The 12,877-nt window shown below is 38.9% G+C and carries 11 protein-coding genes; 9 read left to right on the top strand and 2 right to left on the bottom strand.

Annotation, left to right across the window (positions count from 1 at the left end):
• Window positions 1-234 precede the first annotated feature (234 nt).
• Window positions 235-1,728: an oligosaccharide flippase family protein gene (locus tag FXW07_RS15670; protein WP_229396201.1), complete on the top strand. Its 1,494-nt coding sequence runs from the start codon at window positions 235-237 to the stop codon at window positions 1,726-1,728.
• 210 nt (window positions 1,729-1,938) lie between these two features.
• Here the strand turns inward: FXW07_RS15670 and FXW07_RS15665 are convergent, their stop codons facing one another.
• The gene (locus FXW07_RS15665) at window positions 1,939-2,898 is read right to left on the bottom strand and encodes a glycosyltransferase family 2 protein (protein WP_229396200.1); all 960 of its coding nucleotides are present in this window, start codon (window positions 2,896-2,898) and stop codon (window positions 1,939-1,941) included.
• A 988-nt stretch (window positions 2,899-3,886) separates the two neighbouring features.
• On the opposite strand from FXW07_RS15665, the gene FXW07_RS15660 reads away from it, so the two are divergent.
• Window positions 3,887-4,783 carry a DUF1616 domain-containing protein gene (locus FXW07_RS15660; protein WP_229396199.1) on the top strand — a complete coding sequence of 299 codons (897 nt, stop codon included), beginning with the start codon at window positions 3,887-3,889 and terminating at the stop codon, window positions 4,781-4,783.
• 330 nt (window positions 4,784-5,113) lie between these two features.
• Here the strand turns inward: FXW07_RS15660 and FXW07_RS15655 are convergent, their stop codons facing one another.
• The gene (locus FXW07_RS15655; RefSeq protein ID WP_048158062.1) at window positions 5,114-6,010 is read right to left on the bottom strand and encodes an NAD-dependent epimerase/dehydratase family protein; all 897 of its coding nucleotides are present in this window, start codon (window positions 6,008-6,010) and stop codon (window positions 5,114-5,116) included.
• Between the two features lie 475 nt (window positions 6,011-6,485).
• Here FXW07_RS15655 and FXW07_RS15650 point away from each other — a divergent pair, with 475 nt between their 5' ends.
• The 7 genes from FXW07_RS15650 (at window position 6,486) to dapB (ending at window position 12,581) form a co-directional block, all read left to right on the top strand.
• Entirely contained in the window at window positions 6,486-7,367 is an 882-nt protein-coding gene (locus FXW07_RS15650; RefSeq protein ID WP_229396198.1) for a DUF1616 domain-containing protein, read from the top strand.
• A gap of 2 nt (window positions 7,368-7,369) precedes the next feature.
• On the top strand, window positions 7,370-8,245 hold the full coding sequence (locus FXW07_RS15645; RefSeq protein ID WP_229396197.1) for a type II CAAX endopeptidase family protein: 876 nt from the start codon (window positions 7,370-7,372) through the stop codon (window positions 8,243-8,245).
• Between the two features lie 426 nt (window positions 8,246-8,671).
• Entirely contained in the window at window positions 8,672-9,436 is a 765-nt protein-coding gene (locus FXW07_RS15640; protein ID WP_229396196.1) for a heparan-alpha-glucosaminide N-acetyltransferase, read from the top strand.
• 378 nt (window positions 9,437-9,814) lie between these two features.
• The gene (locus tag FXW07_RS15635) at window positions 9,815-10,114 is read left to right on the top strand and encodes a hypothetical protein (protein ID WP_229396194.1); all 300 of its coding nucleotides are present in this window, start codon (window positions 9,815-9,817) and stop codon (window positions 10,112-10,114) included.
• A 568-nt stretch (window positions 10,115-10,682) separates the two neighbouring features.
• The gene (locus FXW07_RS15630) at window positions 10,683-10,877 is read left to right on the top strand and encodes a 30S ribosomal protein S17e (RefSeq protein ID WP_048116768.1); all 195 of its coding nucleotides are present in this window, start codon (window positions 10,683-10,685) and stop codon (window positions 10,875-10,877) included.
• 40 nt (window positions 10,878-10,917) lie between these two features.
• Window positions 10,918-11,793 (top strand): 4-hydroxy-tetrahydrodipicolinate synthase, encoded by an 876-nt coding sequence (gene dapA, locus FXW07_RS15625; RefSeq protein ID WP_048116766.1) that lies wholly within the window; start codon window positions 10,918-10,920, stop codon window positions 11,791-11,793.
• Complete coding sequence (gene dapB / locus FXW07_RS15620) at window positions 11,790-12,581, top strand: 4-hydroxy-tetrahydrodipicolinate reductase (protein ID WP_229396192.1); 792 nt, start codon at window positions 11,790-11,792, stop codon at window positions 12,579-12,581. The genes dapA and dapB overlap by 4 nt, the downstream gene beginning before the upstream one ends.
• The last annotated feature ends 296 nt before the right edge of the window (window positions 12,582-12,877 follow it).

The raw sequence follows: 12,877 nt of genomic DNA, 5'->3' as shown, positions 1-12,877 counted from the left end.
TTCCAGTTGTTAATGTTTATATAGACTAAGGAAACTGATAGATTTATTTCAAGGTGTTTATTTATAGGGGGTCTAGAGGGAAAAAAGCCTAATATTCAGCATCAGCTTGAGAATATCATATATTATCATACATCATTACACAATATAACTTAATTTTTAAATTTTTGACGCAGCTTGAAAATGCAGGACTAAATGGATTTCAGCTCTAAAGGAAATTTCTTTAAGGTACCGGAAATGAATGAAATAACAGCAGATGCAGCAGAGAAACAGTCTGATAACAGCAAAAAGGAAAGCTTTGTTTTTGATGTGCTAACACTTGCAGGCGGAACAACCTTTGCCCAAATCCTTACAATTTTAGCTGCTCCTGTATTGACTCGCCTCTATGGGCCTGATGATTTTGGAGTTTGGGCTCTTTACCTTTCTATCACCAGCATTATCAGTGTTATTGCCTGCATGAGATACGAATATTCCATAATGCTACCTGAATCGAGTGAAGAGGCTGTAAACCTTTTGGGACTGAGTTTTCTAGCAGTGCTGTTCGTAACAGGTTTAACCTTTCCAGTCATATGGTACTTTAAAGAACCAATAGTTACTATTCTAAATTCTCAGCAGATAGGAAACTATCTCTGGCTTGTACCTCCTTTTATTTTTGTAAACGGGTTATTTCTTGCACTGAATAGCTGGAATACAAGAACAAAACTTTTTAAAAGGCTTTCATTTGCAAAAGTTTTCAGTTCGTTCTCGAGTACTGCAACACAGATAGGCCTGGGGGTTACAAAAAAAATTGGAGCAGGAGGGTTGATATTTGGAAGCCTTGCCGGTCAGTCTATTGCAACATTTGTACTTGGAGGACAGATCTGGAGAGATGACAGGAAATTAATTGTAAAAAGTCTGAGCTGGGAAAAAATTTATGAGGGGTTTAAGAAGTACCGCAAGTTTTCATTTGTAGATACATGGGGAGCCCTCATGAACTCAGTATCCTGGCAGCTTCCTGCCTTCCTTCTTTCGGCTTTCTTCACGCCTGCAGTAGTCGGTTTTTATTCTCTCGGCTTTCGCCTTCTGCAGCTGCCGATGAGTTTCATTGGAGGTTCGATTTCAGAGGTATTTTTCCAGAGAGCCTCAAGAGCCTTCACCGAGGGCACTCTCCCTTCCCTTGTTGAGAATGTGTTCAGAATGCTTGTGGTTATAGGCATGTTCCCGATACTTATCCTGACAATTGTTGGCGGCGACGTCTTTACGGTTATTTTTGGAAAAGCCTGGACAGAAGCAGGTATCTACGCTCAGATTCTTAGTCTCTGGGCTTTTGTATGGTTTATCTCCTCTCCATTAACTGCTATATACGTAGTAGTCGAAAAATATCACTTCGGTTTTCATTATAATTTATTCAACCTGATAACACGCCTCCTTTCCCTTATAATCGGCGGCTTGCTCGGAAGTGCCCGTATGGCATTGATTCTTTTTTCACTATCAGGTATTGCAGTATACGGTTACCTTTGCCTAAAGATGATGTCCTATGCCGGAGTAAAGACTTCGAGAGCCCTGAAAATAGTATTTTCGAATTTTATTCTTTTTGTTCCTGCAGGAGCTATCATTATTGCCCTTAAAATTATAGAAATAAACCAGATACTGCTGGTTATCTTTTCCGGTGTAATTGTCTGTTTATACTATCTGTATATCTTGAAAAGCGATGAACAGATAAAAAAGATAATTGGAGAATTCAAAAATTGAAGAATTCGTTCAAACAATAAAACCTGAAAACATGAAGTAAGGCTTCAATTAAGAAAGCCCCAATAAAGCCTGTTCAAGTGGACTAAAAGAGAACTGAACTTTTTACTTCGCGCACCGTTAAAAGCGTTTTCCACATCTTATTTTTTCATTTCAACATGTTCTATTTGACGATTTTCCCAGGTATGATCTTGAGTAATTGTGTATCAGGTATTATGTAGCCTCAGTTTGAGCCACCTCTGCCAGGGAATGCAGTACAATTCCTTTCACTGTCATATATACTCCGGCAACAGATAGAAAAATCATTATAATTACATACCAGAAATGAAGGCTTTCTATTCCAAGGACTAAGACTTCAAGAAACTTCACACCCATACAAAAACCGCATGTTGCAAGGGCAAAACCTGGTACTGCATAGAAGTATAGCGGCTTATTGGCCTCTATATCCCTGACTACAGTCCTTAGTACTCCACGAACATACTTAACTGGAGCTTGTATGGGGTCTTCAAAGGTATAATGGGTACCTATCTCGATTTCTTTTATGCGAAGGCCATATTTGTCTGCATTTATAAGCATCTCGTTTTCTGTTGCCAGGTCCCGGGCATCGAAGATAATATCTTTTTTAGAGGCTGTAAAGGCGCGAAAAGTGACCTGAGAATCTCTAATTTTGTCAGATTTTTTATTAGCAAATCTACCCAGAATTGTTTGCCCAACACGGCGGTAAACAGGAGTGTTCTTGCTCATCTTGTTTAAATACCGAGTCCCATTGACCACATCTGCACCTCCTGTTATTATCGGGTCAATGAGCCTTGGGATGTCTTCAGGGTTATGGCGACCTCTTGAGTCCATTGTCACAATTACATCAGCGCCGAGATGTACTGCAGCTTCAAAACCTGTTTCCAGAGACGCACCTTTGCCCCTACTAGTCTTGTTTATCATCACTTCAGCCCCGGCTTTTTTTGCTATCTCTGCTGTTTGATCTGAACTGGCATCATCAACCAAAATCACCCTATCAGCATAGAGCCTGGTGAGAAGTACAATACTTCCTATAGATGTTTCTTCATTATAGGCAGAAAGGACAACTGTGACATTTTTAGAGGCTCTGCTTATAGTACAATTTCTTTTATTTATTATAGGCCCTGTGCCACTTTTCATAAGTAACTGATCACTCATTCTTGATAACCCCCCTTCGTGTAGCCACGTATATATTTAGAAGATTAGTTATGAAGATCCTGAAAGTTGTTGAATCTGGAAAGAGATTAGATCTATTAAACATTACAACAAGATTAGTTTTTAAAGTGAAATCTGGAAAAATACATATATAAATTTATTGACAGGTCTACTTTAAAAAGAATAGTATGTAGTAGACATCAGTATGCTTCGACACTATGTTAGTACAGACATAAAATTGGACAATTGAAATATCGACTATTGAAAATCTGTATTAACTGACATATTCTAAAAATATAGACAAACATATGAAAAAGTAAGCTTGAGAATCAATAGTATGGAAGCTCAGACCTTTAAGCTTTCAGTCCCGCAAACTTCTTGATTTTTTTGAGAATTTATTTGGAAATATTTCAAGTTTCAACACTCTATTATTCCTGCGCACCACTTGCCGCAATTTTTAATATTGAGAAATAAGAAATAAAGAGAATCATATGAGATAAAATAAATTATAGAGTTTGTTTTAGCTAGAGGAAAAGAGAGCTATTAAGAAAGTGAAGCAGCATAAAAAATATTCGATGTGAATTAAGGTTTTTCGTCATTCCCTGTGGTAAGATGATTTTCAATTCGAGAACGCATTGGTTTTTATGAAAACATTATGAGGATTCCACATAAAACAAAGAAGAGCCTAAATTAATTAAGCTACGCTATTAAAAAAGTATCAGCCAGAAAGGTTGAGAAAAAAGATTCAGGAAAAGAAATAAAAAGGAAGCTGCAAATAAAGAAGAAAGTACTTTGTAGGATAATGGAAGACAATTAGCGTGGATCGGAAAAGATGGGCACAAAAATCGGAGAAAAAACCTGAGTATTTCAAATTTGAGTATTTTAAATCTTGGAAAAATAGATCGAAAGAATAAAATGGATTAGAAAAATATTTACTCATCTAAATGAAACTGAAGAGAGTATAATTTTTATTATAAGCTGGATGACCTGCATGACTGTAAAAAAAATTTCCTCAGATCTGTTTATTATTATGGGGCTCGTGCTCCTAACAGATATCTTTGTGCTCACTCCTGGAATAAATGAAACAATGTTCCGGAACATACTTGGACTGCCTCTTGTGTTATTTCTGCCAGGGTATGCTCTGATTGCAGCCCTTTTTCCTGCAAAATCTGATCTTGACGGAATCGAACGGGTCGCTCTTTCTTTCGGACTGAGTATTGCAGTTGTGCCACTAATAGGCCTTGGTCTTAATTATACTCCATGGGGAATCAGGACTCTACCAATTCTCATAAGTCTGTCCGCTTTTACCTTTATTATGTGTGGACTTGCATATCTTAGAAGGATAAGTCTCCCAGAAAACGAGGCTTTTAATATCTCTTTCAAAGCAGCAGCACTTTCGCTCAAAGGCGAGATCATGGAAACTTCAGACTCAAAGCTGGATAGAGCTCTCACGGTTTTCCTGATAATTTCCATTCTCCTGTCCATAGCAACCCTGGCTTATGTGGTTGTGAGCCCAAAAGAAGGAGAACATTTCACAGAGTTCTATCTTCTTGGACCTGAAGGAAAAGCAGATAATTATACTACAAATTACACACTCGGGCAAAGTGGAACCGTGATAGTTGGAGTTGTAAACCATGAATACAGGCCTGTAAATTACACAATGGAAATAAAACTTGAAAATAAATCACTGTTCCTTCCGGAGAATGTGAAGCATATCAATCTTGCCCATAACGCTACCTGGGAAGAACCAGTTACTATTATGCCTCCTGTTGAGGGAAAGAATCTGAAGCTTCAGTTCCTGCTCTTTAATGACACTGAGAAAAGTGTGCCTTATAGAGACCTTCATCTATGGGTAAATGTGAGTGCACCAAAACAACTGGAAACTTAAATATCAATATCAGGCAGAAAAGATATTTAACAGAAAGAGCTCTCAAATTTCCAGGCGAATAGCATATAATACAGTCTTTAAGCTGCATCTCTGCAGTTTGAGAGCTCTCAATTAAAGAGTTGGAGATTATATAACTCAGTCATCCTAACTGAATATTTTCTTTTAAGAATTTGTAGATTTGATCATATAAAAATTTTAGATAGTACACTGAAAACTCAACTTGGAACCTTTACTTAAGGTAAGAAACTGCTTGAACCAATGAGAAAGCCGCTGTCTAACCGATAGCAGCTTTCGTTTTTAGATTAGAAAGTAAGAGCTCTTACAATCCTATCAAATCAGGCTTTTTAACCCTTCCTGTAACTCGATTTCTCCTTTCCACCAGCTTGAGATTTTTGAGACATCTGCTTTTGAGTCCCGAACATCACCTGCCCTTGAAGCGGCATGCACAATCCTGCTAGAAGAGCCAGTTAACTTAATAATATTTTCGGCAAGTTCTAGAACTGTCACGCTTTTTCCCATAGCCACGTTAAAGACCTGACCATCCCCATGCTCAAGAGCCGCGGCGTTTGCCCTGACTACATCTTTAATATGAACGAAATCTCGGCTCTGAAGTCCATCTCCATAAATAACAAGGTCCTTTCCCAGTTTCGCTCTCTCAAGGAAAATTGGAATAACGGCTGCATATGGGGATTTTGGGTCCTGGCGAGGACCGTAGACATTGAAATAACGCAGGCAAGTAGTACGAAGACCGTGGTCTTCATAAAACATCCTCGCCAGATATTCTCCATCAAGTTTAGAAATAGCATAAGGGGAAGACGGTTCAGGATACATGTTCTCTTGTTTTGGAAGTATAGGGTTATTTCCATAGATCGCAGCTGAAGACGCTGTCACAAATTTATTGACTTCGGCTTTAACGCATGCCTGCAGTACATTAAGAGTCCCAAGCGTGTTAATCTGGAAAGCTTCAGCAGGTTTTTCACAGCTTAAAGGTACGGATACAAGGGCAGCTTCGTGAAAGACGTAATCCATGCCCGAAACCGCCTTTTCGACTGAGGAAAAGTCACATATATTTCCCTCAATGAACTCGATGTTTTTATACTGCGGAATATTTCTGAGAAAACCTGTGGCAAGATTATCCAAAATCCTGACAGTATGTCCTGCTTCTGCAAAATATTCAGCTATGTGGGAGCCTATGAAACCTGCTCCTCCAGTAACCAGCACTTTCATGCTTGCAGAAAGGGAAAAATACAAAATAAAATTTTCTGTGCGCGCCCAAAGGTTTATAAAATAAAGCTAAAACTTCCCTGAAGTGTACAAAATATGACACAGCCTGGAAAAGGTCTCTTCCAAAAGAGGAAAAAAGTTCTTCAAAAGAGGGGAAATTTTTCATACAAAGAGACCTAATCAATAAAGGGGGAGTCTAAGAAATTTGGAAATTGAGGTGTTTTTCAGAAAATTGAGCTCAGAAAGAAGTAAAATTATCCTCAAAACTGAATTTCATAAATAGAGAACAATACCAGCAAAATTAAATTCGAACGGAAAGGCATTTTCTCCCTTGTTTTCCTGCAAGAACCACCTAAAAAGACCATCTGAAAGACCAAATTATACTTATGAATAAAATGAGAAGTGTTTAGTAGTAAAAGGCTTGCATAGATATAAATTCAAAGAGGACACAGTATGAAATAATTTTATTAGTGGTATAATGGCCGGAAATAGACAACTTTCCATGGACCTGCTGTTTGTTGCAGGTTTTGTGTTTATTACTAACATCTTCATACTCGTACCTGTACTTAGCGACAGTTTCCTGCGCACGTACCTGGGAATTATTATTGTGCTTTTCTTGCCGGGCTATGCGCTCACTGGAGCTCTCTTCCCAGCAAAAAAAGATCTTGACGGAATTGAGAGAGCTGCAATTTCCTTCGGACTGAGTATTTCAATCGCCCCATTACTGGGACTTGGCCTGAACTATTCCAGCTGGGGTATCAGGGAGATTCCTCTGCTGACAGAATTTTCAATTTTTACTCTCCTGATGTGTGCAATTGCATATTACAGAAGAGGACTGCTGCCTGAAACCGAAGCCTTTGGAGTTTCATTCAAAAAATGTTACCTTAGCATGAAAGCCCGAATTCTTGAAAAGACCGAATCGAAAACTGATAAAGTTATTGCGGTTATCCTTGTCCTTTCTATTCTGGCCTCCATGGGAAGCCTCGCCTACATTATAGGAAACCCTAAAGAGGGAGAGCATTTTACCGAATTCTATATTCTTGGAAACAACAGTAAGATCGGAGACTATCCTACAGAGTTTGTACAGGGAGAAAAAGGAACAGTCACTGTAGGGATCATAAACCACGAGTACAGGCCAATGGATTATACAATAGATGTAAGGCTCGAAAACAGGTCGCTTCCGGAAAGTAAGAAACAGATAAGCCTGGGGAATAATATGTCCTGGGAACAACCAGTTAATTTTACGCCACCTCTTGAAGGAAAGAATATGAAACTAGAGTTTCTGCTCTTTAATGAAACTGAGAAAACCATACCTTACCGGAACCTGCATCTCTGGATTAATGTTACTGAGGAGGCCTGAAGATGGCAATCTCGGATTTTATATCTTCAGAGCTGGAAGCAGGAAAGGCCTCTCTGCCGGAGCTCGGGAAAATGCTCAAAATGAAAAATGAAGAAAAAAGCGGGTTCCTGAAAAAGAGAATTTATGCAGGAATCCCTGTAGCTGCAATTACTCTTATCGAATTGTTGATTTTCGGGGGAAGGTTAAGAGAAGCTTCAATAGCTTATACCTTACTTCTGCTCTCGCTTTCATATTCAATATCAGTTCTGAAAAAGACTCAAATAAGGAAAATCTACCAGGCCCTCCTGCTTCTGACAATTTTCAGATTGGTAAATTTTTCAATGCCAGTTTTTTTTGAGAGAAATCTTTATTCATTCATATTTATCTATGCACCCATGGCAATTCCAATAACTCTTGCTACCGTGCATCAGAAAGTGATATATGAGAAAAAAAGAGACACTCTGAAGAGGATATGGATCTACCTTCCTCTATCTATTCTTGCAGGCCTAGTTTTTGGACAGGTAGAATATGTAATGATAGGGGCCAGAGAACTGATACCAGATCTCTCATTGAGAAACCTGCTGATACTCATAATTATAATGGTTTTTATTGTAGGGCTTATAGAAGAACTCATCTTCAGGTCAATTCTCCAGACAAGCCTGGAAGAATTCCTTGGACCAGCCTGGGGAATTTTTCTTTCAAGCCTCCTTTTCGGGATAATGCATTCTACTTACGGCACTCCTTACGAAATGGCATATACCTTCCTTTTAGGAGGTTTTTTAGGATACTTATTTTATAGAACCCGAAGTCTTCCCCTTGTGGTAATGATTCACGGCTCAATAAATGTGTTCTTGTTTGGGATACTCCCACATGCAGGAACCATAATTGGATTGATATAAGACAATGTAAACGTTGATTTGAAGAAGCCCATGAAAGTTAGTGTATTCGATCTTAATAGAAGTGATCTTAATTCTTGATAGAAGTGATATTAATAGGAACAATCTTAATTCTTAATAGAAATGAAGTAAACACTCAGTCCTGACTATTTACGCAGCCATTTGCTTACAAGGAGTGCCTTTTTCCTGTTGCAAGAGAAGTTATCTGGCAGAGTAGACATGCTGATCGAAATTTCTGAAGGAATCAAGCCTCTATTGCCATTACATAAAAGAGTAAGAGACTAGAGAGTAAGAGACTAAAAAGTAAGAGACTAAAGAGTAAGAGACCTTAGCCTTCTCCTGAATGAACCAGAAATTATAAATATACGTCTTTAAAAGAAGACATCCATTCTTTATGAATGGAATTTGATGCGCTCCGGAGAAAAATTTATGGCCAGATATGCAGACCGCTTCTGGGAGATTGATTGTCTGCGAGGACTTGCTGTTCTCTTGATGCTCCTTTATCATTTTCTCTATGACCTGGACTTTTTCGATATTGCAAATATTCAGCTAAGGTCCGGTTTTATTCTATATGCAGGCAGATTCTCAGCTTTACTTTTCATCCTGATCTCAGGAGCGGCCCTTTCGATAAGCCATTCAAGAGCCCTTAAAAAAAAGTTTGCTGGAAATGAAGCAGAAAATTTTTATAAGTACCTGAAAAGAGGAATAAAACTCTATTTAATGGGGCTTTTGCTCACAGTTATAACCTGGATCTTTTTACCTGAAGAGTATATTGTCTTTGGAATCCTGCATTTTTTTGGGGTTTCGGCAATACTCGTCTATCCCTTTCTGGATTATGGGAAAGAAAACCTTCTATTTAGCCTGTTTTTCGGCCTTATAGGGCTTTATCTGAGGAATATGACTTTTGGATTTTCCAGCTTGCTCTGGCTAGGCTTTACTCCCGAAAATTTCAGTACCCTTGATTACTTTCCTATATTTCCCTGGTTTGGGGTATTGCTAGCAGGAGTTTTCCTGGGTAATTTTCTGTACTCCGGCGGAAAAAGGCAGTTTGAAATCCCCTATACTGGAAAAAATCCCCTTATCAGGCTGTTTTCAAGAACGGGGCAACATTCTCTGGTCATATACTTCATTCATCAACCCCTTTTTCTCGGACTTTTATTCCTAAGCGGACTACTCAATCTGAATATGCTGTAAAGTATAGTGTTACGTCAACAGCAAAACGTCGTATAATATCGATTACAACTACGCAGAATCATTCAATCCTTAAGGATTTACGCGACACTAGTGAAAAAATAAGTCTAAAAAATACCTCATAAATTATATTCTCCTAGTTATCTTTACAACTCAAAATTACCAGCAGGTTCAAAACCTGCTGGTTTTATATTATGTAATATACTTAATGTGTATCTGTTTGCTTACACTGGTATACTGATCAATCTTCGCCTGCTCGCTGAAAAATAATCAGGATATTAAGTATAGCCGGGATAAAAGAACAAAAAGAAATAAGACTCATATTTTCAATCCGATAAAGGAGCAGGAAGACAAAATTAAAAACAGAAGATGGAGAAAAGAATGTATCTAGAAATTGCAATGTTTGCTTATTTTGTAGTTCTTTTCCTGACCCTTCGGGATATCCGGATTTTTAAAAGAACAGGTTACCGTTCTTACAGGAAAGGAGCCATGAAGGGACTTGCAGCTTCTTCCATGGTTTTGATAGGAGCAGTTGCTGTCGAAGCAAAACCTGATCTTGGGCTACTTTTAGTATTAATAGGACTCTTTATTAACCGTAAAGGGATAAGAGAGCGTGTTTTCACTAACGCAAGGACTCTTGACCGCTTTCTTGGTAAAACAGACTATGTAAAGAGAAAATAAGAGATATAATACATAAAGGTACTGGATATTTAATGTAGGATAATCTAAATGTCACATGAAGGTATAGAATATTTAAAGGATATATCTAAATGTCACATGAAGGTACAGAATATTTAAAGGATTTATCTAAATGTCACATAAAGGTATAGAATATTTAAAGGATATATCCAAATGTCACATAACAAAACTGTACCCAGAATCTAACTATAGCTGTTGCACTGATGCTGCAAAAAGTATATATTCAAAGGAGAATTGTCAGCATCTAATTACACACTCAAGTAATTGAGAAAAGGAATGATAAGCCTCACAGGTTTAGGCCAGAGTGTCGACCCCAAAAGTTATAAATCTCAAGTGACCTTATTAGTCGACAAAATCATGATCAATCAAATTATTATATCCAGTTTTCGCTAAACTTATCAATTCCAGAGAAGAAAAATAGACATCAAACAACTATTTTTTACCTCGGGCTTCACGTTAACCAGAATTCACAGGAAAACATGTGAGATAAACTAGAAGTAGAATTGAATAACTGGACTAAAAGCAGCAAAAACATCTAAGAGGAGATACGATGGGAAATATAAGACAGACAAACATAAAAAGAATCGCATTCCGACTGATTGAGAACCACGGGGATGTCTTTACAAAAGACTTTGAAACTAACAAAGCTCTTGTGACAAAGTATACGACCATTGAAAGCAAAGTCATAAGGAACAGGGTTGCAGGTTACGTCACAAGAAAAGTTGCACGCATGAAAGTATACTGAGCAGAAGATTTACTTCTGGACACAGGCGGGGATATCTGAAATGTTTGAAGGAACAATGCCTGCCCTGATAACTCCTTTTACGAAAGATGACAGGATTGACAGGGAAGGCTTACAAAGGAATATTGAATTTGTTGAAGAGGGAGGAGTTGCAGGGATTGTGCCCTGTGGCACTACCGGCGAATCCGCAACTCTTTCTGCACTTGAGCATGAAGAAGTCATAGATATTGCAGTGGAATGTTCAAAAGTTCCTGTAATTGCAGGAACAGGTTCAAATAATACAGGAGAAGCCCTCCAGTTTACAAAACACGCTGCAGATGCGGGTGTCGATGGTGTACTTCTGATTTCTCCCTATTATAACAAGCCAAATCCTGCGGGGCTGCTTGCGCATTTTAAGAAAATTGCAGAAGCAGTCGATGTTCCTATGGTTATGTATAATATCCCTTCCCGTACAGGACAGGACATGCCACTCGAAGTCATTGTCGAACTTGCAAAAGTTGAAAATATCGTGGGAATTAAAGAAGCCAGTGGGAATATCGGGAAAGTTTCCCAGATTCTGGAAAATACTGTAGATGAAGACTTCGTGGTTATTTCAGGTGAGGATAATTTGACTCTTCCTATTCTCTCCGTAGGAGGCAGAGGAGTCATTTCTGTTGCTGCAAATATAGTACCTGACAGAATGTCCAGAATGGTAAATGCAGCTCTTGCCGGAGACTACGAAACTGCAAGGAAGATCCATTTTGAAATTGCCCCTCTGATTCGCTCTCTTTTCCTGGAAACGAACCCAATCCCAGTTAAAAAAGCTGCGGAACTCGTAGGCCTGGCAAGCGGGCAACTGAGGCTTCCACTCGCGCCCCTTAGTGAGACAAATGCTCAGAAGGTTGCAGATGAACTCAGGAAACTGGGGGTTATAGAATGATTAACGTAGCAGTACTCGGAGCCTGCGGCAGGATGGGCTCTTTAATTGTGGAGAATGTTACCAACTCTACGGACATGCAGCTTGTTGCTGCTTTTGACATCAACAATTTCGGAAAGGACATAGGAGAATTTGCCCGCGTAGGGAACCTGGGAGTCAAGGTTTCGGACGTAAAAGACCTTGAAACTGTTCTGAAAGAAAGCAAGGCTGATGTCCTTATCGACTTCACTATAGCCGGTGCAACCGTAGTTAACGCTCCAATAGCAGCCAGAGCCGGGGTAAATCTAATAATAGGAACCACAGGGCTGACTCCGGAGCAGCGAGCAGTAATTGATGAAGCTATTCATGAAGGCCAGGTAAGTGCCGTCATTTCCCCCAACTATTCGGTAGGCGTTAATGTCTTTTTCAAGATTATCAGGGAAGCGGCAAAATATCTTGCAGATTATGATATCGAGATTATTGAAGCTCACCACAATCAGAAAAAAGATGCCCCAAGCGGAACCGCCCTTAGGGCAGCCGACATTATAAGTGAAGCTCTCGGCGGAAAGGAATATGTCTATGGCAGGGAAGGTATTGCCCCACGCGGAAAAGAAATTGGAATTCATGGAGTCCGCGCCGGAGATATCACAGGTGACCATACTGTTCTTTTCGCGGGGAATTCTGAAAGAATTGAGATCAAGCATATGGCTCATTCCCGCCAGATCTTTGCTAAAGGTGCCGTCCGTGCAGCCGAATGGATCTGCAGGCAAAAAACAGGAATTTATTCCATGGACGATGTGCTTGGTTTATAAGAACATCTTTAGTCAGCAATTTAAAGAAATTTTGAACAACTAGTTGAGTCCTGAGTTTCCTTATCAGGCCTACTCTCTTTTAACTTAGAAAAGAGCTATTTACTCTCTTATTTCTAATCTTTTTTAACTTAATCCAGGCAGGTTTACTTTTTAGGAGATTAATATTAACCCGTTTACTGGAAAGTTATATATAGTATAAAATAGGAAATAGGATACTGCTTGCTTGTAAGTATATAGCCCTGAAATCTCAAAATATCATCCCACAACAATAGGGATACTTGCTTGCAAGCAATATT

It is taken from the genome of Methanosarcina sp. DH1, from assembly GCF_020804205.1.
Lineage (GTDB): Archaea > Halobacteriota > Methanosarcinia > Methanosarcinales > Methanosarcinaceae > Methanosarcina > Methanosarcina vacuolata.
Note: the sequence above shows the minus strand (reverse complement) of the source record. Positions and strands in the feature narration are given on the sequence as shown.